This window comes from Lysobacter niastensis, from assembly GCF_031457115.1.
Lineage (GTDB): Bacteria > Pseudomonadota > Gammaproteobacteria > Xanthomonadales > Xanthomonadaceae > Lysobacter_J > Lysobacter_J niastensis_A.
Genome location: NZ_JAVDVY010000002.1, coordinates 775580 through 799634, shown reverse-complemented (window position 1 = coordinate 799634; position 24055 = coordinate 775580). Strand labels below are relative to the sequence as shown.

The following is a 24055-nucleotide window of genomic DNA, read 5'->3' as shown; positions in this document are numbered from 1 at the left end:
GTCCATCACGACAGGCCAGACGCATCCCCGGTGGCGACATTCGCGTCTGCCTTCGATGGCCTGAATAAGAACTTTCCGAAAAGCCGGGAGCACCGGGTACCCGTGCTCAACAATGCGAGGGGCGCACAGTTCCGGATTCGCGGCTGGGGCGCCGCCTCCGCGGTTCGGACTATTCCGATGGGGAGTCCGTGCCGTCCGGCTTAGGCTGGTATACGCTGTTCCCCAGCGCGCAGCCTCTGAGTAGTCCATGCGCCGTTTCTTTGCCCTTCGCCCCATTGCCCTCCGCCGTTGCCTGGTAGCGGGCGCCACGGTGCTCATGATTCTTTGCGCCGGTTTCCATCCGGCGTCGGCTCAGGAAAGCCGAGCACCGGCACTGACTCCCTCGGAAGAAAGCTGGCGACGCGAACACCCGGTGGTTCATGTCGGCGTGTTCACCGGCGATCACATGCCTCTGGAAACCTGGTTGGGCGGGCATCCGGAGGGACTGGGCGTCGACTACGCACGCCTGCTGGCTGCACGCGTCGGCCTGCGCCTGGAGTTTCACCCGTACACGGACTGGGGGGGAATGGCGTTTGGCGACTCCAAGGCCGCTTACGACCTGCTGGTCGCTCAGCCTGTCACGCCCGAGAGGCTGAAGCGGTTCCATCTGCTGCGCCCTTACCTGTCGGGTTATCCCATGCTGGTGGCGCGCAAGGGTGATCCGCGGATACGCGACGATAGCGACCTGACCCGTGCGCGCATCGTGACGGAACGCCGCTTCAGGCACGGTGCCATCGAAATCGCGCGACGCTATCCGAAGGCGACGCTGGTATATGCCGACGATGGTCGCGAAGCGCTGGACATGGTCGCAAGCGGCGAAGGCGATGCCTATGTCGGGATCACCGCGTCACGCACGCTGGCCCTGCTGCATCGCCGACAGGCCGACGATCTGAGCATGCTCGGACCGCTGGACATGCCGAAGGTCGACATCGCCCCTGCGGTTCGTCGTGATCGCGACATGCTCGCGCAGTTGCTTCGGAAGGCGGAAACAACCATCACCTTGAACGAGCTGGCGCAGCTTCGCATGCGTTGGGGCATCGCCAGCGAGGAGAATCCTTCTGTCGCCTCCTCGGGAACCCTGGGCGCAACGGACCGTGCCTGGTTGAACAAGCTGCCAGCGCTGCGAATGGGATACGAAATCGACCGCTATCCCTACAGCTTTGCGGACGGGCAGGGTGAGTTCGACGGACTGGCGGCCGACTACGTGAAGATACTGCGCGAGAAGCTCGGCTTGCGCTTGCAGATGGTGCCGGCAAAGGACTGGGGCAGCCTCCAGCGCATGGTGCGCGCCAACGAAGTCGACCTGATCGCGGCCGGCATGACGGCCGACTTCAGCGCCGAAGACATGAGCTTCAGCGTGCCCTACGAGTACTTCCCGGAAGTGATCGTGGCCAGGCTGTATGGCCCGCCGATCGCCAAGCCCAGCGACCTGGCCGGCAAGACCGTGGCCGTGCGCGAAGAGACCGACCTGGTGGCCCGCCTGCGCACATTGCTGGGCCGCAGCAAGCTCGTCCCGGTGGGCAGCAACGAGCAGGGACTGGCGATGGTGGCCAGGGAGCAGGCCGACGCCTACATAGGCACGCTCCCTGCAATCGATGCGCTGATTCGAAGCCGATATGCGGGCGAGCTTCGGATCGTGGCGCCGGCAGGGCTTGACCAGGAACTGGCCATCGGCGTGCGTCCCGAGTACAGCGCCTTGTTGCCGATGATCAGCGGACAGCTGAACAATCTCGACGAAGGCGAGAAGCAGGCCATCCGCAGTCGATGGCTGACCGCCGACTACAGCTACGGTGTGCCGTGGCGATGGGTGTTGCTGGGCCTGGCAGCCACCGCGCTGATCCTCGGTAGCATCGCGTTCGCCTATGTGCGGCTGCATCGGGCGTCGCGGGCGCGGGCCGTCGCCGAGCGTGCATTGGGCGAGCAACTGGATTTCCAGCAGGCTCTACTGGAGAACATCCCCTATCCCGTGTTCGTCAAGGACGCCGGTGGACGCTACGTGGCCGTCAACCGTGCATACGAAACGATGTTCGGCTGCGAGCGTGACGACCTGATGGGGCGCCCCATTTCAGACACCAGGCACGTGTATGGAACCGATCCAGATGCACTGCATGAAGCCGATATGGCTCTGGTGAGCGGAGGCGAGAATGCTCGCCGTGAACTGCGGATTCCATTGGCGGGAGACGGAGGGCGGCTTCACAGCATCATCCTCTGGCTGCACCCTTTCGCCATTGAGTCGGATGGTCGCGGATTGTTGGGTACCGTGGTCGACGTAAGCGACATCCGTGCGGCGGAAGCGCGGGCGCGCGCGTCAGAGCAGCGACTGTCCGATATCACCCAGGCGATGCCGGCCACGGTGTTCCAGATCAGGATCGGCCCGGGTGGAGACCGCCAGTTCACCTATGTGGCAGGCGATGTCATGGGCATGCTGGGAATGTCCGCCGAACAATTGACCGCCGACGAGCCAGCCTTGTTTGCGCGCCTCCATCCAGACGACCAGGGGCTGGTCGCGCGCAACGTGGAGACCGCGGCAACCACGCTGCGTTCCATGCCGGCTTTCGATTTTCGAGTGCGGGTGAATGGGCAATGGCGTTGGCTTCGTACCGAAGGGGGAACACCGCGCCTCCTGCCGGATGGTCCGGTCGAGTGGAGTGGCTATTGGATAGACACCACCCAGGTGCATGCGCAAGCGCAAGCGTTGGCCGAGGCCAAGACGCAGGCCGAAGCCGCCGCGACAGCCAAGAGTGCGTTCCTCGCCATGATGAGTCATGAGATCCGCACGCCCATGGCCGGAGTGCTGGGCCTGATCGAGTTGCTGACGCGAACCAGGCTGGATCGCGAGCAGTCCCAGATGCTGGACATGGCGCAGGATTCGGCCAAGTCGCTGTTGCAGATTCTCGACGACACGCTCGACTATTCGCGCATAGAGTCGGGTCGGCTAAGTGTCGAAGCGGCCCCGTTCGACATGCGCACGCTGGTGGACAGCGTGGTCGGGTTGTTCTCGGCCCGTGCCAAGGAAAACAACATCCGCCTCTATTCCATTCTGGATTGGAGGCTGGCGATGATGTTCAACGGCGACGCGGTACGCGTCCGGCAGGTAATCACCAACCTTCTGAGCAACGCCATCAAGTTCACAGAGCACGGACACGTGGTCCTACAGGTGAAACTCATCGGCGAGTCGCAGGGCGACCAGCACTTGCGCATCACCCTGGAAGACACCGGGATCGGGATTGAGCCAGACGATCTGGTGCGCCTGTTTCAGCCATTCACGCAAGCGGAGGATTCCACTGCCCGCCGCTTTGGCGGTACCGGTCTCGGGCTGACAATCAGTCGCCGCCTGGCCGAGTTGATGGGTGGTGAGCTTTCACTGGAAAGTACCCCGGGCGTTGGAACGCGCGCCATCTTCGATCTGTGCTTGCCGGTGATGCGCAACCTGCACCCGTTGCCAGAGTTCGAAGGCAAGACTGTCGCCCTGTGCGTGGCCAATGACCTGCGCGAAAGGGAACTGTCCAATTCGCTGGTGGCGCTGGGCTTCAATCTGGTCGAAGTCGTGCCGACCGGTCTCGTCGAATTTGAAGCGACGGATCTGGATCTATTGGTGATCGATGCGGATATCGATTCGTCCGGGCTGGTTCGGGGCAAGCCCCACCTGCGCGTCGCCGATCCTTCCGACGTCCAGGGTTACCCATCGGATCAGGCCACGGGAATCCTGCACGGAAATCCGCAGTTGTGGCACTCCGTTCTGGATAGCTGCCGAGCCGCGTTTGCCGTGGAGCCTGTGGGTTCCTTGGCGAGCAAGAGGGCATCGGCGAAGCGGCATGACGTCCGGATCATGGTCGCCGAGGATCACCCAAGCCATCGGGCGGTCATTGCGCGCCAGTTGGACCACCTCGGCTACCCCTTCGTACTGGCCGAGGATGGCGAAAAGGCGCTGGCAGAACTCTGCGATGGCCACTACGACCTGCTCATCACGGATTGCCACATGCCGTTGATGGACGGTTTCACCCTGACCCGCGAGCTGCGATCCAGGGAGGGCAACGGTGTCCATCTGCCTGTCATTGCGCTATCGGCCAGCGCGCTTCCAGAGCAGATTCAACGCTGTCGCGAGGCTGGAATGGATGACTTCCTGGCCAAGCCCACGCAACTGGATTCGCTTGCGGCGAAGTTGTCCGCTTACCTGGGGACTGGTGTCGACGGCGACCTGATCGAGCCTGTGCCGGTGGACGGTTCTCAACCTTTGTTGCACAGGTTGTTGGCGGCTTACGGCGATATTGGGCAGGTGAAGGAGTTGCTACGCGATCTGGTCGAAGTAACCCGAAGCGACTTGGACATGCTTGACCGCCTTGGTCAACCCGGTGAAACGCCTAAGCATCGGGAATTGCTTCATCGCATTGAAGGTGCGCTCAGCCTGATCGATCTTCCCGAGCGGGATCAAGAACAGGGAGACGATTCGGCGGCGCGACGGAATGCCATTCTTCGCAGGCTTGAGAACATCGAATCTTTGCTGGCAAAGATCTGAAGATTATGGGGCGGGCATTCCTCGACGGGCCAACCCATCGTTCTGACCGCTCCCGTGTTCGTTGACGCCGCTGCAGCGCCCCATAAGCCATGGCGAAGCCGGGTTTGGCTTGTTCTCTTCACGGCCGCTTACCGAATTCAACCTCATCCTCGCGGTGCTTCCAAGGCGTAGCGTCGCCATGTCATGGAACCCGGCTTGCTCATCGATCGGTCTGGAAAGTTCGGCATCTGTCGTCCCGATGCCGATCTGACGCTGGATGCCGTCACCAACGTGGTCAAGCTGGCGATTCGCAGGGCGAAGCGACTGGCGCTGGACGGGTTGGTGGTAGCCATGCCGGAGGTGCAAGGATTCCCTCCGCCAACCGTGGGTGAGCGGCGGGAACTGGCCACGGAAGTGGCCGAGAGTGCGCGGGACGAAATGATCAAGGAATGGGCCCGCATGGCCGCAAACCGCGTCAGGCTGGTGATCGTGCTTCCCGAAAACTACATCCATCGCGAGCGGATCGGCGCTGCCCTGGCCACCGCCAAGGGCCTGGCCTGCAATGTGTTCGCCACGGAGCGCGAAGCGATCGACTGGCTGGTCGGTTCGCACTGATTCCCAAGCTTGCATTGAAACGGCGGGGCATGAAGCCCCGCCGCCAAATCAGACGCTGGAATGACAATTACATCTTGGTCGGAATATTGACCTTGTCGATGCCGTGGAGGACGCCGTTGCTCGAACCGATATCGGCCGAGGTGACCAGCGCGCCATCGATGCTGACCTTGTCGTTGGTCATCGTGATCGGGGCAGGCTGGCCGTTGACGGTCCTGGCCGCTTCCCATTTACCGACGTCGGCGATGGACTTGCGGCCGCTGACGAGGTGGTAGTTCAGAAGCGAAACGAGTTCATCCTTGTTCTCTGGCTTGAACAGATTGTCGAGCTGTCCGGCGGGCAGTTTCTCGAACGCCGCATCGGTCGGCGCAAAGATGGTGAACGGGCCGGCGCCGCGCAGCGTGTCGCTCATACCAGCATGTTCGATGGCCTTGCCGAAGGTCTTGAACGAACCGTCGGCGGCGGCGGTATCGACAAGGTTCTTGATGCTGATGGTATTGGTCATGGTGCTCATAAAGATGATTGCCTTCAAAAGTACGATCCGCGCAGGTGTGCGAAATCGAGGACGGCCGAAACCGGGCTCCTGTCGGTGACAGGGGCGATAGGCTCAGTGCGGATGGGGGGGTAAGAAAATGCAGCGCGGCTGAGTGGCCGTTACGACATTGCGTCGTAGTGCCAAAGCAGCATGCGCCATCAACCGTTACTTATCCGTGATCTGACGAACCGCTTCGAGGTGTGTCACGTTGTGTCCAGGGTGTAGAAGATGCTCATCCAGAGTTATCTGAGGTGAACACGATTGCTCAGGAAAGGGCACGACACCCAAAAGAGGTCCATAGTGGGTCGCACCACGACGCAATGTCGTTACCGCTTCAGGGGCGCCCGTTTCGTCCCCGCTGCGGAGCGTCCGCCAGCATCGCCAATGCCGTCATGGCGCGATCACGTTGTTCAAAAGCACGCCTGCGCCGGCACGCGTGCGACTTCATATGCGTCCATCCGAGAGACAATCGCCATGTCCATCAAGAATCATCGAGTAGTCCGCGACATGACGGATGGATCAACATTCTTCATTCGCCCGGATGCTGCTATCGAGGTGGCTGAGAACGAGGGATGGCCGCCGCGATCTCAGGCGGCGTCTCTGCCAAGCCCCGCTCACCCCTGGATGGGCGGGCGCGTTTCGCGCGAGCGATCTTGGGAAAGACCCGAGACCTGCTCATGACACCGACGGGCATCGCATTCGGACTTTTTAGCCTGGCCGTGGTGCTGGAAAGTGCGGTCTGGGCGACGTGTCTGTACCGACTGAAGTCCAGGCACCCCCATCAGTGGCAGCACGCCGAGCAACCACTGCTCTGGCAGGGTCGAACCCTGCTTAGCGCTCGCCGCACGATGGTCTACTTCCAAGACCAAACCTACCTCTCCAGCCTGGATGAAGGTGGCATGCGGTTCTGCAACCGCAATCGCACCATGATGCTGGGCGCATACTGGTTGACGGTCATGGCAGGGGCGGCTTTGGTCGTCACGTTGGCTGTCAGCGGCTGGGGTTAGGCCGGTCCGAGCAGGATCACTTGCGGCGGAGTACTGCTGAAAAGACCGCGGGCGACCGGTTTCGACCCCAAACCGGACAAGCCCCCGTAGCTGGCGATCCGATCAAAAGCTGACCGGTAGCCGCACTTCAGTGAACCTCGCGCTTCTGCACGTCCTGCTTGGTGGCCAGGCTGAAGCGTGGTTCGGCCGGCGCGTCCTTGAGCATGCGCTCGACCAGGTACGCGCCCACCGCCGGGCCGTGCTTGAAGCCGTGGCCGGAGCCCCCGCCGGCAATCCAGACGTTGTCGAAGGCCGGATGGCGATCGATGACGAAGTCACCGTTCCAGGTATTTTCGTATTGGCATACTTCGGCACGCAGCAGCGGTGCCGCGGCCAACGCGGGAAAGCGCCGGCCCAGGAATTCGCGTGCGTGTGCGATTCGCTCCGGGCTGGGCAGACGCTTGAGCGTGTCGGGATCGAAGGCTTCGCCGTGAGCATCGTGGGCGAGCTTGAAGCCACGACCATCGATATCGGGGAAACCGTAGTAGTCGCGCCCGAAGTCGAGCCAGATGGGCAGAGTGGGCGAGGAAAAACGGTGGTCACCCGGAGCAGAACCGAAATAGAACACTTCCTGGCGAGTGGGAAAGATGCGCCCGCCGAGCACGTCGGGCAAGACCGTGCCCAGCCACGGGCCGCATGCAAACACGAAGCGATCGGCTCGGATCGTTTCGCCCGCATCAGTACTGATTTCCGCAAGGTGCGTGTCGCCGACCGGAGCACTGACCGCAGCGAGGCAAAGCTCGGCCCCGGCACGCAGATTGTCTTCGACGACGGCCTGCACGGCGCGACGCGCCAACAGGGCGCCGCTATCCGGCTCGAAGATGGCCCAGCCGCCGGGCGGAATCACGATCTGCGGATAGCGCCGCGCGAGGTCGTCGTGATCGAGCACTTGGTGTCGGATGCAATTGCGGGCCAGAACTGCGGCCGATTTCGCGGCTGACGCGTCTCCTGCGGCTGCCAGCCACAGCACACCGGTGTTTCGGAATAACCCGGGGTTCGTGATCCGTGCGAAAAGCCCCTTCCAGTCGAGCAGCGACTGCTGCGACATCCGGGTGTAGATCTCGTCCGGCCCATAGGCCATGCGGATCACGCGAGTTTCTCCACCCGAACTGGCGCGTGCGCTTGCCGGTCCATATTTGTCGACCATCAGCACCCGCTGACCGGCGCGCAGCAGGTGCCAGGCGGTCCATGCGCCGAAGACGCCTGCGCCAACCACCACAGTGTCGAAGGTTTTGCTCATGGTGGGGAATGCCTTCTGACGAGAACGGCGGCGCCACAATGGTAGCGAGTGGCGAGGCCGTAGGTACCCTGCGGTGCCGCGCCATGGAGTGGCCAAAAGCATGCCTCCGGGAAGGAGGCAGAGGTTATCGACTGGCACCTTTCGACCCTGAGCGGACATCAGCGTTATCCCCGCCGTCCGTCCTTTGGGGTGCTGTGGCTGGCTCCGATTTCCCACACCGCCGGCCACCCCGCAAACAGTGTCGGCGTTTCGCTGTTCGGCAGACGGCGACTCAACCCAAAAAAAAGGCCCAGCGGGTGCCGGGCCTTTCGCATGGATGCACTCGCCGCCGCGCACGTCAGAAGCTGGCGCGCAAACCGAGCGTGTACTGCGAGTAGTCACTCCCGGCCTCGAACTCGCCGGTGATGCCGAAAGTCTGGTTGAAGCGGACCTGCATGCCGACGCTGCCGCTGACTTCAGACTGGTAGAAGTCGCCGTCGGTGTAATGGCCCTTGCCCCAGATCTCGATCGCATCGGTCAGCGCCGAGCGCGCCCCGAACGACACGCGCGGGTCGATGCCGTCGTCGTAGTCGTCTCGCCCCGCGCCCTCGATGTCCAGCGTGGAATTGAGCAAAGAGACCTCGGCCAGCAGGTCCGTACTCTCCGACAGCCCGTAGTGGTAGCCGATGCCGACGTTGAGGCGCGAAGTCGTGACGTCGGCCTCGTACGTGAACGACGCTTGATTAAACATATAGTCGATGGCCTGCACCTCCACGGTGTCCGAGCCGCGGCGGTAGTTGGCGAAACCGTAGAACGATTCGCCGATCGCCGCCGAGCCGCCGACGAAGAATCCGTCGCTTTTCACATCGCCGGGCGTTGCCAAGACAAATCTCGAGTAACCGAAACTCCGGATGTCGTCCTGTGCCAAGTGCGCGTAACCGGCTTCGACATATGTGTAGCTCAGCGCGCCGGCCGAGGCGGCAAACGGTGCCGTCACCAGCGTTGCTGCCAGTGCGAGTTGCTTCTTCATTATTTCCCCTTGTTGTGGATCCATCCATGCCGCGATGCGGCGAGCGACAGTACCGCGATCTGCGGCCGGGGGGTGAGGCACTGGTCGCACTGCCACGCAGGGGCCCCCGGCAGGCGCAGGTTTGGTCGGCCCGAGCGGAGAAGCAACGCGCAACTGGCAGGCAATGTCCAGGACGAGAGCGTCCGCTTCTGATGAAAGACATCGTCCTGCTGGCGGTCTCGATCTATCCGCTAAAGGAAGACGTGCAGGGGCTGCAGGCGAAAGCCAACCCATGAAGCACGATCCTTCGCATCGGCGCGATCGTCACGCCGCAGCCAAAAAATAGCCCCGCACGAGCGGGGCCATTTCGGCGCTGCGGAAAACCTGCGACGTCAATGGTGCAGCAGGATGTCGGCGATGATGCCCGACGCCACGGCGATCAGGATGTATCTGCCGTCCGGGCTGCGCACCCAGCGGTGTCCATAGGGCGGCGGAGCCAGGTCGTAGTCGCGGTAATCGTCGACATAGACGCGCCTTTCGACGTAGACGACGCCGCGACGATAATCGTGTCGGCGGTAGCCCTCATGCCTGCGGTAGTAACGACGGTCGTCATAGTCGTCATCATCATAGTAATAGCGATCGTAACCGTGATCGTGATCGTGATGACGATCATGATGATGGTCGTGGTGCTTGTTCTTGGCGGCGACCGCCATCGGCGAGAGGAAAACGAAGCCGAGCAACACGGCGGACAGCAGGCGTTTCATGGATCCCCCAAGATTTTCGGTTGGCGTTGCGATCCTATGACGCCGCCGACGTTTGTCCTGACCGCAATGAAGAAACATTGACGGCCATCGCTGTTCTTCGATGAGGTCCTTCATCCGGCCTTTAGGAAAGCCCTTATGGGGCAGAAAAGCTGTCGCCCGAGGATGCGCCTGCGGACACGCAAAGAAAGCGACAGTTGGGCTGCCCGGGAAGCTGTTTTGCCCGCTATGCGTATCCGGCTGGCCCTTGTACCTGCGCTAATACCGTTCCGGGTAGATGTGCCCGTTGGCAGGTGGGCCGCGGATTCTGCGCAGGAGGATGGACATGAACCGCTTGCTGGTCCGGGTGGCGATCACCGTGCTGGTGGTGGGGTTCTGGGCCGCGCTGCTTTGGCGGGGCTACGGGGGAACCTGGGGTATCGGCGATGCCCCGATAGAAGGACTGCCGTACATGGGATCGGTCGCCCCCGACCCGCTGTCTCCGGCTCCCATGCCCGCCGGCCTTGAGCCAGGGGATCGGTTCGATCGCCGGGACATTCCCGTCAGGCAGCGCATCGAACTGGCTCTGGCCACCCCGGAGGTCGGGAGCAGGTTGCACCTGAAGCTGCGACGCGGCGAAGAAACCAAGGAGGTCACGCTAGTGGCCGCACCTGTGCCTGCGTTGCGAACGCTCGATTGGGTGGTGCTGGCGGCACAGGCGCTCTACACGTTGCTGGGGCTGGTGCTGCTGTGGCGCGGACGGAACTGGCTGGCCTGGGGACTGGCGGTGTTCGCACTGGGCTTCGCGATGAAAGACGTGGTCGGCTACGTGTTGCCGGTCGAAGCAAGAATAGGGGCGGTGGTTGCCCTGAGAGCGGTGCGGGATATCGGCCTGTACGTGGCAGCACGGAGGCTGGCGAGCACCGTGCTGTCGCCCCGGGAAGCCAGCGTTTCACTATGGGCCATGCTCGGCGTGGTGCTGATGTACGCAGCAGCGATGCTGTACAGCTACCTGGGCTACGTGCTTTTCGCCCGCCATTCCATGCTGGCTGCGAACCTCGGCGAGTACCTGCTGACCGTAGCGCCTGCAATCTGTGTGGCGACGATGGCCATCGGCTATGGAAGATCGGACGAATCCGCGCGATTGCGAATCCGTTGGATCCTGGTCGCGACACTCCTGCACGCCGTGGCCTTTTTTCTTTGGAATTTGACCCCGCTCTGGATACCGGTCGTGCTGACGGTATCGGCCACGTTCTGTTTTGCCTACGCGGCGCTGCGAAGCCACTTGGTAGATCTGTCCTTTGTCATCAGCCGCACCCTGGTCTATGGCGCGGTGGTGGCGCTCGTGGTCGGAGTGTTCGCGATCGTCGAGCATGCCATCGCGGCAATGGCGTTGGGCGAGGAGGCGGGCATCGTCTTGCATCTGCTGGTGCCGCTGGTGCTGGGCATCACCCTGCACAAACTGCGCGAACGCATCGAGCACGTGATCGAACGCCTGTTCTTTCGTCGGCAGTTCAATGCGGAGCGGGCCCTGCAGCGCCTGGCGCACGAGAGCGCCTACATGGAGCGGGAGGATGCCCTGATCGCCCGCACATTCGGCGACATCGCCGAGCATGTGGGGCCGAATGCCTTGGCGATCTACCGGCGTGCCGATGGTGGCTACGAATGCGCGGCACGGGCAGGCCAGCACGAATGGCCGGACCGGATCGACGCGGACGATGCGGCTTTCGTCGCACTGCGCTCCGGCGCCGGGGAGCAGGCGCTGTCCGCTGTGCATAGCGCGTTGGGAGGTGGCGGCATCGCCTTCCCGATGTTCGTCGCTGGACGGCTGCAGGGCGCGCTGGTGTGCGGCGATCGCGCGCAGCAATACACGCCTGATGAGCGTCAGTCGCTGAAGGCAGTGGCGCACGAGGTAGGTGCGGCGCTGTACTCCATGAAGGCCCGCGAGAGCGAAAGAATGCTGGAAGCGCTCGCGCACGGGAAGCTCTCGCTCCGGGATGTGCGCGAGCATGTCCTCGGAATTCCGGTCGACGCTCCTGCTCAACCTTCCGCCTCTCGCGATCGAGGCGATGCGCCCGAAAGCGCCGGGGTCTAGAGATTCATCGGATCGATCTGGGCCGTCGGCCGGGGCCTGCGGTTCTTGTTGACCCTGACGAACACGTCGGCGATGTCGTGCGCCTCGTTTGCCAGAGTTTCGATCAGACGGGTGTCGCGCTCGTCGTGCTGACTGACGAGGCTGGCGAACACGGCCAGTGCTACCTGATTGACATCCATGACGTGCCTCCCTCGGGGATGTGGTGGACAGATCATCCTCAGGCGGAAACGCCAATTCAAGTAAACAAAAGAAGGGGCGGGTTCAGCTATTCGGGGCAAGGCAATCGCTCGGAACACCTTCCGCGACAGCCACAGCGTCGACAAGCGCCACGCCGTCGCCAACATCGGACACGGCGTGGCCTTGATGCGGCATCGCAGGAAGTTCGCGTTGGCGCGCTGCCACCGAACGCGTGAGTTCGACGGTCAGCGCGAGGTTCACCTCAGCCCGCGTTCTGAAGCGCCGGACTCTGAACGAAACCGCGCATCGATCCAACAGGGGTCGAAGACCGTTTCGACTCATTGGATAGTCCGGTGCGCATGCGGGCGATCCTGCGCAGGGGATTGAAATCCCCTTCAATTCGAGCCGGAAGGCAGCTTTTGAGTCAGTGACAGAGCTTATGCGTGGGTACCCTCAGATCGAGAACCAGTCGGCCGCCCTTGACCCCGCGCTAACGCGCCGACGGATACTTTGCGGGTTCGCGGGCAGATGGCTGCTTGACCTTTTTGCCGCGCCGCTGCCCTGAAACGGCTGCCAGTAGGCGGACACCTCTCCTGGGGTCTACCGGGAATTAGTGAGGAACGTCGATGAAGACGAAGATCCACACCTTGATGCTCTCTCTTGTTGTCGCATGCGTCGCCCTCATGGGCGCCGTGGGCAGCGCCAGCGCCGCTGACCAATGGTTTGTGCTCGGCGAGAAAGCGCTCAAGTCCACCGATCCCAGCACGGAGATCAAGAGTACCGGCGGCCGATGGGAAAAGGATGTCAAACAGGTGAAGCTCTCTGTCGAGGGCGCTGACGTGCAGATCACGTCGCTCGTCCTCCACTGGGACAATCGCCCCGACGACACGATGAAGGATGTCGGAGTCCTGAAGGCAGGGGGACAAACGGCTCCGAACAACGCCCCGGGAATGAAGGCGCGCCTGAAGTCGGTGACGGTCCAGTACAAGATCATGGGCGGTGCGCAGACGGCCACCCTGAAGGTCTGGGGATTCGACTGAGCGGGTAGCTGACCGGTCATTGCACAGGAAGGCCCGGCATTGCCGGGCTTTCTGCGTTGGAGGTCTGTGGTTCGCGATGCCCGGCGGATATTTATCTAATTCAGGTTGAGGTTCCAGGTGATGCAGCCTTCGAATGGATCGGTGCTCGTCGGATAGCGCCTCGCTCGAGATCGTTCTCCACGGGGAAGGCGATGCGCTGGCCAAGAAGCGCGGTGCCACGAAGGAAGGTTACGTCGGACGCCGTGCGCAACGCATGGCCAGGGCGCCGAGGTTCGCAACGATACCCAAGGCATAAGCCAGCACGCGGTCAGCGGCTCGTGAAAGCACCGCGCATACACGCGCATCCACTCACTGAATGGTGAAGTCCTTCCTGCCGACGCTCACGCCGTCCAGGAATACTTCGACGTGGTAGGACCCGAGTGGCCAGGTGCGCGGGTTCTCGATGGTGAAGACCGAACGCCCTTCGCCGTCGAAGAACATCTCGGCGACATCGGTCTTGAGCGATCGCAGCGTCTCGCCCTCTCCGTACGTCCACCAGATGCCGATCGTCGCAGAACGGGCGGCGCCGGGCGACACCACGGTGGTGATGCACAGCGAAATCGTGTCCTCGGGGCGGAAGGTCGTCATCGGCACGGCGATGCGCTTGCCCTGGTCACGTACATCCCCAAGGTCAGATCGGTAACGGCCACGCCACGTCTGGCGTCGTATCGGTCGGCCCCGTGGCCGCCGCCTTCGTGGCCTCCTGCGCAATCGCAGCTGCCGGAACCAACGCGAGCAGGGCCGCCGGCAGCAGGGCGGGCGTGACGGGCATCGGCCTCATGTTATCTACCACCGTCTCCGCCGACCATCGTCTTGGCACGGCCCGTTCGCGTGCACTCTCCACCACGCGGATGGTCCTGGGGCTCGGCCAGCCGCAGAGAACGGCCGCGCGAGTTTCAGTTCGCTGTTCTTGCAGGACGAGCGATGCAGCCGGGCCAAGGCCAATCCCACGCCCGAGTATTGGTGCGTCCATTGCGTATAGGAGATCGGCCCGCTTCCTCGGTCAAATTGAGGTGCACCCGACGGCTATAGGAGAGCACCAGCGCCTTTACAGCCCCGACACAGTGCGGTGCTAGAGTGCCTTCCCGGGCCGTCGCCGGTTGTATCGGCGGCGGCAGTCCCGCGCGGAGGCTGCAATGTCCGCCATCCCCAGTCGCGATGCGCCGCTGCCCGAAACCCCGGGCACGCGTTACACGCGCGCGCTGGTCGATCTGACCCGGGCGGTCTGGCGCCCCGACTGCACGCTGCAGGACGCGCTCGCAATGATCTGCGAGACCGGGGCGCGCGCGCTACAGGTCGAGCGTGCAAATGTCTGGCGCCTGCTGCCTGATCCGCTGCGCCTGGAATGCATCCACGCCTACAACCTCGCCACCGGCGATCATGCGCCGCCCGAGGCGCTGGAATTCCTGCCGTTGGACGGGGAGTACCTCGATTTCCTGCAGGTCGTGCGCGCGATAGACGCCGCGGATGTCGAAGTCGACCCGAGCGTCGCCACCTCGCATGGTGCGCTGCGCGATTACCTTCACCGGCACGGCATCTGTTCGCTGCTCGATGCCCCGGTGCGCATGGAAGGCGCACTCGTCGGCGTGATCTGCCACGAACAGGTCGGCAAGACGCGCGCATGGACGCCGGAAGAAGTGGCCTTTGCCGGCAGCATGGGCGACTACGTGGCGATGGCGGTCGAGATCGACCGTCGCCACCTTGCCGAGAAACAACTGGCGCACCTGCGCCTGCACGATCCGGTGACAGACCTGCCCAATCGCGACTATCTGGTAGCAAGCGTACGCGAGCGCCTGGCCACGCCGCATGACGCGCGGGAGGCGACTGCGGTGGTGCATGTCCACGTCGGCCTCCCGTACGTTGCCGCCATGCCGGCCGACGCACCGACGGCGGAGGACGTGATGGCCGAACTGGCCTCCAGGCTGCGCCAGGCCGTGAGGGGGCAAGGCACGCTGGCGCGCGTGCGCGCCGACGGTTTCGCGGTCCTGGTCCATCGCGGCGTAAAGGAGCGTGGGGTGATCGGCATCGCCGAGCGTTGCGTCGAGGCCGTGCGCAGCATGTCCGGTTGGCGCGGCGCGGAAACGAGCGCCGCCGTCGGCGTCGCGTTCGCGCGCGACCTCGAGGAGGGTGATCCGCGCGTGCTCATGCGCAACGCCGAACTGGCGAGCGAGCGCGCAGCCACGTACGGCCGCCATCAGTACGAAGTGTTCGATATCGACCAGCACCGCGCGCTGGTCGAACGCCTGCGGATGGAGCAGGCGCTGCGTGACGCATTGGCACACGGCGATTTCCTGGTCCAGTACCAGCCGGAGTTCGACGTCCACCTGGGCCGCTGGGTCGGCGCCGAAGCACTGGTGCGCTGGCGCCAGCCAGAGCGGCTGCTGGCCGCGGGCGAGTTCATCGACGTCGCCGAACAGTCCGGCCTGATCCTGCCGATCGGCCGCTATGTGTTGCTGCAGGCCTGCCGCGACGCGTGCGAGTGGCCGGCGCAGCATCCGCCGCTGACGCTGCGCGTCAACGTGTCGGCGCAGCAGTTCGAAGCCCCTGGCCTGGTGGATGATGTGGCCACCGCGCTGGAGATCTGCGGGCTCGATCCCGGGCGGCTTTGCCTGGAGGTTACCGAGACCACGCTGATGCACGACACCCACGACGCGCTGCGCACGATGGAGCGGCTCAAGGCTGTGGGTGTGGAGCTGGCGGTCGACGACTTCGGTACGGGCTATTCGTCGCTGGCGTACCTCAAGACCTTCCCGATCGACGCGGTCAAGGTCGATCGCAGTTTCATTGCCGGGCTGCCGGACGAACGCTTTGACGTCGCCCTGGTGACCGCAATCCGCGAACTGGCCCGGGCGCTGGAAATCGACGTGGTCGCCGAAGGCGTGGAGCGCACCGAGCAGCGCGACGCTCTTCGCGCACTCGGCGTCTGCCGCATCCAGGGCTGGCTGTACGCACCGTCGCTGGACCAGGACGTGCTGCTGGAAACCCTGTCGCGGCCGCCAGTGGGAGAGCGTCCGCGGCACGCCCCGCATTAAGCCCGTCCGTCGGTGATTGATCGCCGGAAAAGCCCCGTCCGTCGCCTGGAAAATGTGACCTGTTGCCCATTGGCACCCAACAGGAGTAGCGTGAAGCCACGTTCATAGGCTTGGGGAGAAGGCTATGTATCTGGGCTTGCGCGTCGTGCGCGGTATCGTCGGTTTCATCGCACTGTGGCAGGTCCTGAGCCTGCTTCCCGTCATCACCTGGATCGCCACCCCGGGGTCCATCACCAGCACGATGGTCCTGGTCGTATCGGTCAAGGCGATCCTTCTCGTCCTGTTTGCAGCGACCTACTTCGCGATGCGGGACCTGATCAACAAGCTCCACGCCAAGACCGGGTCGCGGCATCCTGTCCTGAGCTCGCAGTGGTCGCTGTGACGAAGGTTACGCGTCGCCGAACCTGGTGACGTAATAAATACGGCCCGCAGATGCGGGCCGTTTTTTTTATGACGCGGGCAGTGGGCGGTCGCGCATCAGGCCGCTATCGTGGCTACCGGGACAGCCAGGTAGTGACCGCATCGATCACGATGTCGACCTTCTCACGGTGAGGCACATGCCCGCACTGCGGCAAAAGCACACACGTCGAGTGCCCGGCCGTCAGCTGTGCAATCCGTTCGGGATGACGCGCTGACCCGAACTCGTCGCCGTCGCCGTGGATGGCAAGCACCGGGCACCGCACGCGGCGCAGGTCTTCATCCAGGTTCCAATCGGCGAAACCGGGAGCCAACCACGTATCCACCCACGCGCTCAGCACCCAGACCGCTTTGTCGCCGTGATACTTCTGCAAGCGATCGATTTGGCCTGGCTGCTCGAATGTGCGCGCAGCATCGCCGATTCCCTGAATCGTGCGGTCTTCGACGAACGCTTGAGCGGACTCGGTTATCAGGGCGCGGCAATCGGCCGGGTAGGCTGCGGCGCAGGCGACGGCCATGCCGCCGCCGACGCTGTGCCCGAATCCGACGAAGCCACCGATCTCCAGTTGCTCGCGAAGGGCACGGAAGCCTCCCTGGGCTTCCTCACGGACGAACCGCGCATCCAACCTGCCCGGATGCGGGTCCGACCGGCCGAACCCGAGCCGGTCATAGGCGATGACGTCTCTCCCGGTAGCCAGCGCCAGGTGTGCAGGGAAGTCGCGCCACAACTCCACGCAGCCGAGCGAGTCGTGGAAAAGCACGATGGGCGCCGGGCCGTTCTGCGATGGCGCGAGGCTCCAACGCTTTGCGAAGATTCGGCCTGGAGGGGTGTCTATCCAGGATTCCCGGATGAGAACGGAAGGCATCGAAGGTGTGGCGCGTGTTCGGTTTCGGAATCTTAGCGTCTGCGGCCGAGCCTGCCGTTGCAGTGGCATGCGAAAACTGCCGCCAACGACGCGTCTGCATCGACGCGGCCACCACGCGCTGCCCAGTAATCTGTCAGCGAGCGAGGCTTCCTGCCCCGCGCCCGCGCACGACAGTACGGGAGGGGCGCGACGTGCACCGCATTCCGGGAACGACGATCTCCACGGGTATTTGCCTGGCATGCCTTGCCGCCGCGATGTCGCTTGCGGGTTGTCGGTCGACGCCACCGCAGGCTGAGCCGGTCGTGTTGGACACGTCGCCAGCCAGCCCGGAGAAACCAGCGAAGAGCCGCGGAGAATTCACCGTCCCCGCAAGCACGCTCGACACCTGGAACGCGGTCGGCCAGGTGCTGGTGCGCCTGGACGGAGTGACCTATGAAGGTCGCGCGCAGATGTTGGGGCTGTATGCAGTGCAGTACCGCGGCGAGAGGTTCCTGATCCTGACGCGCGGTCTGGTGGTGACTGCCGAACGCCAGACCCTGGCCACCGAGGTCAGCGCGCGCCTTCTCGACGGCAAGCCGCACGGCAGTGATGCGGCGGTCGAACTGTTGGGCTTGCTGCAGCGACGGTTGCCGGGCGAGATCGCCCGCATTACCGCAAGCAAGAGGTAGCCCATCGAGCGCGTTGTCAGCAGGGCAAGCCTTGTGCCTTGGCGCTCACGGGTTCTCCGCCAGTACGCGGGTCAAAAAGTCCAACGCCTCGTCGGTATCCGTCCTGGCAGCGACATTGGTCGAGTAGCACGGAATGTCGCCGGTGCTGGTAACGCCCACCACATAGTTGGTTCCGCCGATCTGGAGAAGGCTGGGCCCACCCGAATCGCCGTTGCAGGCGCCGTCTTCGCCTTTGTTTACGAGCTGGCTCTGGTGGATGAAGCGCTTGTCCAGCGCGGAGAACCCCAACAGGCCAACACGACGCTCTCCGGTGAACTGGCTCACCCATCGGCCTTTGGGCTTCTCGACGATGCCGTATCCAAGCACCGCAAAGGTGGCCTGCTGAAGGTACTTGCTGGCCTTGAGCTCGTCGAGGATGTTCGTTGGCGGAAGCGCGGGAAACGCATCGGCGGGGACGTCGATCGGCGATGCGAGCACCATCGCCGACACATCATGGTCGTACCCATTGCGATAAGCGGGATTCAACACGATGCTGGCAGCAGCCGAGACCTTGATCAGCGTTGATATAGGCAGCCATCCGGCGCTGTCTTGTTGAAGCTGTGAGTCGTTGGTTGCGAGGATCTGCGAACCCGACTGCTGAAAGAACAGGGCCGCTTGCAAGCAGTGGCTGGCGGTCAAAACGACCTTTCCCGTCAGCAGGATCCCCGAGCAGAAGGGCCTGGCCCAATAACCGTCTGACCTCAGCAACGCCACGACGGCGGGATGCCCGTCGCCATCGGCGGGAGTTCCGTTGGTCATCGCCAAGGCAGGGGCGGCCGATCCAACGCCCAATGCCACCAACAGGAGAGCGGACAATCCGGACAGCTTCATGGCGATCTCCATGGTATGGGAGTGTGGAGGGCGTGAGGTTTGATAACAGCGCCGATCAGCGAACGGTCGATAGCTTCGCTTTCGCCAACTCGCACGTCGGACAACGATGGCAGCATCTTTCGACGGCCAGAAAAACGCCTTGTCTTGTTGCTTCGCATTGGGGTCTACCCATTAGGGTGATACCTGATGGATAGACGATCATCGAGCGGATGGGGCTGAGTCTGCTCGTGCAATTGCGTTGCCACGCGATTCCTCCACATCGGGCGAATGAATGTTTGTCGTTCGTCGATCAATCATTTGACATGATTTCAACGGCACCATCGCCAAGCCAGGAAGCTTGCATTCGCCGGCATTAGCGCGCACCGTGCCCATAGGAAACACCTGTGAGGAGCGCACAGGTCCTTCGTTTGGCGCTATGTGCGCTACCGAACACTAGATCCCGCCGCGATCACCGCCTTTGCACCTGCGACCGAGAATGGCCCGTTCGAGCGGCATAAGTTCTTCGTGCAACTCGGCGATCCGGATGGATGTCATCGTCTGCAAGGCCGGACAGACGGACTGCCGTGCGCGCCGGATCAGAACGGCTTTTGGGCGGACTCACTCGCCCAACACAGCGCAGATCGAGCAGTGCCATGAGACTCGTCGACATGTCGGTAGAAGACCAGGAACTGCTCCTGGCATTGATCGAGATTGCCCGGGAAGAGGGGAATGCTGACCGCGATTGGGACGAGATCGAACCAATCCTGGCGTCATGCTGGAAAGAGGCTCATCTCGGCGGCTCGGAACTCAAATGGGATGAAGTCGTGCGTTACGTGCGCATGGCTTGCACCCGACCCGCCTAGCCCCCCGCAATGATGAGCAGGACCGATCGAACCGATCGGTCCTGCCAATTCTCTCTATCGGTGCCGCCGCTAGCCTTGCAGGTCAGCCAATGCCTGCGCAACGTCGTTGCGCATCCTTTTCAGGCGATTGCGCGCCTCGCCTGGGGCGTAAGTCATTTCCTCGTTCCTGAGGACACACCACAACTGCCGCAGCGCCAGCCAATCGTTCGTTTCCTTCGCGCTGCTCACGAGCCGCTTCGCGCGGTTCTCCGCGCCATCAAGGTTCGAAAGAGGAAAGTTAAGCATTGTGACAACCCTCAACTACACCAGATCCAGTACTTCGCCGGCAGGCAGTCGTACGCTTGCCGGCTCTTCAGTGGGTAGGCAGTCTCGAGTCCTGTCGGCTGGCTCCTCCAACAGCTCATCTATCACGGCGCAGGGAATCTAAGAATTCCGACGCAAAGGCGGAGTGAATGAACGGGCGCATGGGCCGCCTCGAAGATCAGCCTTTTTCCGATTGTTCAGCGATGTTCGCAACGCATAAAGCCGTGCGCGCGTGGCAGCCGATGGCAATCAACCTGTTGCCGCACCGATGCTTGCGCGGGCGCCGTCCACTTGGCTGGCACCGCGTTTGACGGCCAGCAGGCTTACTGCCGCGGCGTGGGCGAGTTGCCCCCGCGAACGCAGCGAGCGAGGTTCCCGGGCAGAACTCGCGATGGCGTCTGCAAGCGCCCTGGCGGCGGCGCCATCACCCGAAAGGGGAAGTTGCTCGAAGTAAGCCCGCAGAGCCGAAAAGAACGCATGCAGGTGACCGAGATCCCCGCGATCCAGGATCGATTGGACCGCGTCCAGTACGGCAATGCGCTCCGAATTTTCCTCGGCATGGCGATGCAGCAGCAACTGGACAATGTCCACGAGGGGCTCGCCATCGACGATGGCCCGCTCGATCATCTCGAAGATATCGACCTGGCAGGCATGCACGGACGAAAAAGCCGAGTACAGGCGCGTGATCGAGGTGCGAGGATTCACTCCCTTGGCTAGTACCGACATTTCGCCCAGCAGGGTGACGACTGAATCGAGCACGGCGGTTCTCCTTTTCCTGGCCGGCATCTGGAATTTGGTAACGGCACCGCGTTGCTACGTCGGCCAAAAAAAGTTCAGTGCCCGGCCGCCATCGCTTTACATGTTCGTGAGCATGCTCGTAGCCCAGCTGGGACGCATGACGGAGCGTGGCCTCTCGTTCACTGAAGCCACGCGACAACCCAGTGCCTTGATGGCATCGATGACGTCGTCCTTCCAGAAGCGGCCTTCGATGGAAACACTCATGTGCTCCATATCGATGTTGATTCGCGCGCCCAGGTCGACACGAAGCAGGGCGCGCAGGATTTCGCTCTTGTCGGTGCCCGGATGGGCGAGCGTGAGTTCCAGATGCGAATCGGGTTTGGTGGGGGTCATTGCGAGGGCTCCCGCGACCGCACGGCGGCCGTTGCAGAACAGGTCGGAAGTTGGAATCGATCGCCGGCCGCTCCGTTGCGTGTCGCAGCGACGGGTCGTTCGACGGCCGTATGCCAGGGCAGCGCAGGCCACCATTTCGTCGGTGCCTTGTCCGCGCCGAGGTCCAGCGGCAGCCCCGGCGGCGGGATCGCGACCTTCACACCGCGACATGCGGCCGCAGCGCTCACGCGCTCCGCCGGTTCCGTCCAGGTGTGGTGGGCGAGCTTCAGCAAGGCCCAGTGCACCGGAATCAGCACTTCGGCTCGCACCAGGCGGCTGGCCTCGACCGCCTGTTCCGGGCCGAGGTGCCAGTCCGGCCAATCCGGGTCGTATTGGCCCGCCTCGATCATGGCGGCGTCGAACGGCCCCAGGCGCGACCCGATGTCGGCCAGGCCGGGAAAGAATCCCGTGTCGCCCGAGTAGTACACACGGTGACTGGGACCCACCAGGGCATAACCGGCCCACAAGGTCTTGTCGCTCTGCGGCGAAAGCCGACCGGTATGGTGCCGCGACGGAGTGGCGTGGATGGCGAGGTCGCCCACACGCGTGGATTCCCACCAGTCGAGTTCCTTGATGCGCGAATTCGGAATGCCCCAACTGGCCAGGTGCGCACCCATCCCCAGTGGCACGACGAACACCGTCTTCCAGCCGCGCATCGCCTGTATCGTGGCGCGGTCGAGGTGATCGTAGTGATCGTGGGAGATCACGACCGCATCGATGCGTGGCAGGTCCGACAGTGCGATCGGCGGGGCATACCAGCGCTTTGGACCGATCCAGGCCAGTGGCGACGGTCGATCGCTCCAGAGTGGATCGGTCAGCACGTTCACACCATCTATCTGGACCAGCGTGCTGGAGTGGCCGAACCAGGTGATGCGCAACCCGCGCGTCGATGCCGTGGCCAGTTGCATCGGATCAGTGCGCACGACCGGTACCGGTGTGTCAGGCACGTCGCCGGGCACGCGCTCGAACATGCGAGACAAGGCGCGTCCCGTATCGCCCCACGTGCCCTGCGGATTGACGAACGTTCCGTCGCGCCATTGTGGGGATTGCTGCAAGCGCGCCAGTCGCATGCCTTTCGCCGATGCGCCCAGCGACGACCAGCCACTCAGCAAAGCAACGGACACGACGCCGGTGAGCAACAGGCCCGCGATCGTCCAGCCCGCGCGCCGGCGATCAGGTGGCCGTGCTGCAGGTTCCTCAGCCATGACGTGCGTCCTCGCGCGAGCGTTCTTCGATATCACGACTTTCCAGCACAGGCCGATCGGCGCCGCTTCGCGCCACCGCGAGCATGGCCCGGCCGATGCTTTCGGTGGTCAGGACGGTATGCGGCAGCAGCCTGCGGGCCACCGACAGCAGCGGACCGGTAAGTGTGTAGAAGCGTTGTGTCCAGACGGTCTTGGAGCGGATGCCGTGCAGTGGCTGGATGATGCCGGGCCGGAACAGGTAGACCGCCTTGAACGGCAGGCGCTGCAACTCGTTCTCGGTGCGCCCTTTGACGCGTGCCCACATGCTGCGACCGAGCTCGCTGCTGTCGGTGCCGGCGCCCGTTACGTAGACGAAGGTCATCGCAGGATTGAGGCGGGCGAGTGTCCGCGCCGCCGCCACGGTGAAGTCGTAGGTCAGACGCGTGTAGTCGGCTTCCGTCAGTCCCACCGAAGAGACGCCCATGCAGAAGAAGCAGGCGTCGAAGCCCTCCAGCTCCGCTTCGATGGTCCGGTAGTCCAGGAAATCGCGATGGATAAGTTCGTGGAGCTTGGGGTGGGCACGGCCGCTGGCCGTTCGTCCGACGCTCTGCACGAAGGTGACGTCGTCGGCGTTCAAGCATTCGCGAAGCACGCCCTGGCCGACCATGCCGGTTGCGCCAAAGATCAGGATCCTCACCAGGCATTCTCCGGCGCGAAGCCTCGCGCGCCGGTCGCCGCGCCGGCTCGATCAACCGGTGCATCGATGGAGAGAAGATCGCGGGCGCCTTGAGTCGGCCCGCTTCTGGCAATGAGGCTTCGCAAATCGCATGCGTTGCTGGAAATCAAACCCATGTTCGACACGTGCACTGCTCCGGAATGGGGGTGGTATTGCTGAGTGCCCACGCACTCATTAAGTGGTCAAAAATGAGGGGCCTAGCTTGTGGCTACGGCCCGCCAGAACGCCTCGAAGCCGGCCGTGCGGTACTGCTCGGCCGCAGCAGGCTCCTTGCCCATGAAGTCCATCGTGGTTTCCGCCACCGCGACGAGGATGGCGCCCACGAACGCCGGCGGATGGTTGCGCAACACGCCTTTCGCCATGCTCTCCTCGACCATCGCGTTGAACTCGGAGAAGGCCCCGGCCGACACGGCCTTGCTGCCCGCGGTGATGCGATCGGACACCGCCAGTTGGGCGACCACCTTGCGCTTGTGCGGATTGGCGATGCCCCAGTCGATGTAGGAGAGCCATACATGACGGGCACGCTGCTTGACGTCAGCCGCACGGGGATAGCTGGAAAGCATGGCACCGCGCAGTTCGCTCTTCAGATCCAGATAGAGCTGGTTGAGCAGCTCGTCCTTGTTGCTGAAGTAGGTGAACAGCGTGCCTTCGGCGACACCGGCGGCCTTGGCGATCCGAGCGGTGGGCGCATTGATCCCGTCGTCCGCAAACACCTGGGTGGCGGCGGCTAGCAGGGCATTGCGTTTGTCTTCGCTGCGGGGGCGGGCCATCGATGGCGGAATTACTGAGTGCGTACTCAATCATATTCCCCGACCGCGGGCCGCGCAACCCCGGCTGGCTTCCTGAGCGAACTGGCGGCGCTAGCGCCTAAGGTCGGCGCAACGCGGCGCCCACGGATCATCCGTCGCAACGGCGCGGCAT

Annotated in this window: 24 protein-coding genes and 1 pseudogene; 10 read left to right on the top strand and 15 right to left on the bottom strand. The window is 63.4% G+C overall.

Features of this window, described 5'->3' with window-relative positions; genetic code table 11:
* Positions 1 to 247 precede the first annotated feature (247 nt).
* Both J2X06_RS12935 and J2X06_RS12930 read left to right on the top strand, forming a co-directional pair.
* A complete protein-coding gene (locus J2X06_RS12935) occupies positions 248 to 4555 on the top strand; it encodes a transporter substrate-binding domain-containing protein (protein ID WP_310063044.1) in 4308 nt (1435 codons plus the stop codon).
* A 195-nt stretch (positions 4556 to 4750) separates the two neighbouring features.
* Positions 4751 to 5149 (top strand): hypothetical protein, encoded by a 399-nt coding sequence (locus J2X06_RS12930; RefSeq protein ID WP_310063042.1) that lies wholly within the window; start codon positions 4751 to 4753, stop codon positions 5147 to 5149.
* Positions 5150 to 5216: 67 nt separating this feature from the next.
* Here J2X06_RS12930 and J2X06_RS12925 read toward each other — a convergent pair whose 3' ends face one another.
* Positions 5217 to 5651, bottom strand: a complete 435-nt coding sequence (locus tag J2X06_RS12925; RefSeq protein ID WP_310063040.1) for a fasciclin domain-containing protein — start codon at positions 5649 to 5651, stop codon at positions 5217 to 5219.
* A 602-nt stretch (positions 5652 to 6253) separates the two neighbouring features.
* Between J2X06_RS12925 and J2X06_RS12920 the strand changes: the two genes are divergently transcribed.
* The gene (locus J2X06_RS12920) at positions 6254 to 6688 is read left to right on the top strand and encodes a hypothetical protein (RefSeq protein ID WP_310063039.1); all 435 of its coding nucleotides are present in this window, start codon (positions 6254 to 6256) and stop codon (positions 6686 to 6688) included.
* Between the two features lie 127 nt (positions 6689 to 6815).
* Here J2X06_RS12920 and J2X06_RS12915 read toward each other — a convergent pair whose 3' ends face one another.
* The 3 genes from J2X06_RS12915 to J2X06_RS12905 form a co-directional block, all read right to left on the bottom strand.
* Positions 6816 to 7967, bottom strand: coding sequence for an FAD-dependent oxidoreductase (locus tag J2X06_RS12915; protein WP_310063036.1), 1152 nt, complete (start codon positions 7965 to 7967; stop codon positions 6816 to 6818).
* A gap of 337 nt (positions 7968 to 8304) precedes the next feature.
* Positions 8305 to 8976 (bottom strand): hypothetical protein, encoded by a 672-nt coding sequence (locus J2X06_RS12910; RefSeq protein ID WP_310063034.1) that lies wholly within the window; start codon positions 8974 to 8976, stop codon positions 8305 to 8307.
* Between the two features lie 371 nt (positions 8977 to 9347).
* The gene (locus J2X06_RS12905; protein WP_310063032.1) at positions 9348 to 9719 is read right to left on the bottom strand and encodes an RcnB family protein; all 372 of its coding nucleotides are present in this window, start codon (positions 9717 to 9719) and stop codon (positions 9348 to 9350) included.
* Between the two features lie 322 nt (positions 9720 to 10041).
* Between J2X06_RS12905 and J2X06_RS12900 the strand changes: the two genes are divergently transcribed.
* A complete protein-coding gene (locus J2X06_RS12900) occupies positions 10042 to 11790 on the top strand; it encodes a GAF domain-containing protein (RefSeq protein ID WP_310063030.1) in 1749 nt (582 codons plus the stop codon).
* Here J2X06_RS12900 and J2X06_RS12895 read toward each other — a convergent pair.
* Positions 11787 to 11969, bottom strand: a complete 183-nt coding sequence (locus tag J2X06_RS12895) for a hypothetical protein (protein ID WP_310063028.1) — start codon at positions 11967 to 11969, stop codon at positions 11787 to 11789. The genes J2X06_RS12900 and J2X06_RS12895 overlap by 4 nt on opposite strands.
* 88 nt (positions 11970 to 12057) lie before the next feature.
* Between J2X06_RS12895 and J2X06_RS12890 the strand changes: the two are divergent.
* Both J2X06_RS12890 and J2X06_RS12885 read left to right on the top strand, forming a co-directional pair.
* Positions 12058 to 12222, top strand: a pseudogene (locus tag J2X06_RS12890) (lipid A-modifier LpxR family protein); the annotation flags it as partial.
* Positions 12223 to 12593: 371 nt separating this feature from the next.
* A complete protein-coding gene (locus tag J2X06_RS12885) occupies positions 12594 to 13007 on the top strand; it encodes a hypothetical protein (protein ID WP_310063027.1) in 414 nt (137 codons plus the stop codon).
* 348 nt (positions 13008 to 13355) lie between these two features.
* On the opposite strand, the gene J2X06_RS12880 is transcribed toward J2X06_RS12885, so the two are convergent.
* A complete protein-coding gene (locus tag J2X06_RS12880; protein WP_310063025.1) occupies positions 13356 to 13634 on the bottom strand; it encodes a hypothetical protein in 279 nt (92 codons plus the stop codon).
* A 548-nt stretch (positions 13635 to 14182) separates the two neighbouring features.
* On the opposite strand from J2X06_RS12880, the gene J2X06_RS12875 reads away from it, so the two are divergent.
* Both J2X06_RS12875 and J2X06_RS12870 read left to right on the top strand, forming a co-directional pair.
* Positions 14183 to 16078 carry a putative bifunctional diguanylate cyclase/phosphodiesterase gene (locus tag J2X06_RS12875; RefSeq protein WP_310063023.1) on the top strand — a complete coding sequence of 632 codons (1896 nt, stop codon included), beginning with the start codon at positions 14183 to 14185 and terminating at the stop codon, positions 16076 to 16078.
* A gap of 124 nt (positions 16079 to 16202) precedes the next feature.
* Entirely contained in the window at positions 16203 to 16460 is a 258-nt protein-coding gene (locus J2X06_RS12870; protein ID WP_310063022.1) for a hypothetical protein, read from the top strand.
* Positions 16461 to 16572: 112 nt separating this feature from the next.
* Here the strand turns inward: J2X06_RS12870 and J2X06_RS12865 are convergent, their stop codons facing one another.
* The gene (locus J2X06_RS12865; protein ID WP_310063020.1) at positions 16573 to 17256 is read right to left on the bottom strand and encodes an alpha/beta fold hydrolase; all 684 of its coding nucleotides are present in this window, start codon (positions 17254 to 17256) and stop codon (positions 16573 to 16575) included.
* Between the two features lie 407 nt (positions 17257 to 17663).
* On the opposite strand from J2X06_RS12865, the gene J2X06_RS12860 reads away from it, so the two are divergent.
* On the top strand, positions 17664 to 18029 hold the full coding sequence (locus J2X06_RS12860) for a hypothetical protein (protein ID WP_310063018.1): 366 nt from the start codon (positions 17664 to 17666) through the stop codon (positions 18027 to 18029).
* Positions 18030 to 18074: 45 nt separating this feature from the next.
* Here the strand turns inward: J2X06_RS12860 and J2X06_RS12855 are convergent, their stop codons facing one another.
* Positions 18075 to 18899, bottom strand: coding sequence for a S1 family peptidase (locus J2X06_RS12855; RefSeq protein ID WP_310063016.1), 825 nt, complete (start codon positions 18897 to 18899; stop codon positions 18075 to 18077).
* Positions 18900 to 19531: 632 nt separating this feature from the next.
* On the opposite strand from J2X06_RS12855, the gene J2X06_RS12850 reads away from it, so the two are divergent.
* On the top strand, positions 19532 to 19741 hold the full coding sequence (locus tag J2X06_RS12850; RefSeq protein ID WP_310063015.1) for a hypothetical protein: 210 nt from the start codon (positions 19532 to 19534) through the stop codon (positions 19739 to 19741).
* A gap of 69 nt (positions 19742 to 19810) precedes the next feature.
* Here the strand turns inward: J2X06_RS12850 and J2X06_RS12845 are convergent, their stop codons facing one another.
* The 7 genes from J2X06_RS12845 to J2X06_RS12815 all read right to left on the bottom strand — a co-directional run bounded on the left by J2X06_RS12845 (position 19811) and on the right by J2X06_RS12815 (position 23904).
* Complete coding sequence (locus J2X06_RS12845; protein WP_310063013.1) at positions 19811 to 20026, bottom strand: hypothetical protein; 216 nt, start codon at positions 20024 to 20026, stop codon at positions 19811 to 19813.
* A gap of 267 nt (positions 20027 to 20293) precedes the next feature.
* Positions 20294 to 20803, bottom strand: coding sequence for a hypothetical protein (locus tag J2X06_RS12840; RefSeq protein ID WP_310063011.1), 510 nt, complete (start codon positions 20801 to 20803; stop codon positions 20294 to 20296).
* Positions 20804 to 20899: 96 nt separating this feature from the next.
* Entirely contained in the window at positions 20900 to 21175 is a 276-nt protein-coding gene (locus tag J2X06_RS12835; protein WP_310063010.1) for a hypothetical protein, read from the bottom strand.
* Positions 21172 to 22419: an MBL fold metallo-hydrolase gene (locus tag J2X06_RS12830; RefSeq protein ID WP_310063009.1), complete on the bottom strand. Its 1248-nt coding sequence runs from the start codon at positions 22417 to 22419 to the stop codon at positions 21172 to 21174. Before J2X06_RS12830 ends, J2X06_RS12835 begins: the two co-directional genes overlap by 4 nt.
* A complete protein-coding gene (locus tag J2X06_RS12825; RefSeq protein WP_310063007.1) occupies positions 22412 to 23095 on the bottom strand; it encodes an NAD-dependent epimerase/dehydratase family protein in 684 nt (227 codons plus the stop codon). The genes J2X06_RS12830 and J2X06_RS12825 overlap by 8 nt, the downstream gene beginning before the upstream one ends.
* Positions 23092 to 23250 (bottom strand): hypothetical protein, encoded by a 159-nt coding sequence (locus J2X06_RS12820; RefSeq protein WP_310063006.1) that lies wholly within the window; start codon positions 23248 to 23250, stop codon positions 23092 to 23094. Before J2X06_RS12820 ends, J2X06_RS12825 begins: the two co-directional genes overlap by 4 nt.
* Before the next feature lie 81 nt (positions 23251 to 23331).
* Entirely contained in the window at positions 23332 to 23904 is a 573-nt protein-coding gene (locus tag J2X06_RS12815; protein ID WP_310063003.1) for a TetR/AcrR family transcriptional regulator, read from the bottom strand.
* Positions 23905 to 24055: the final 151 nt, after the last annotated feature.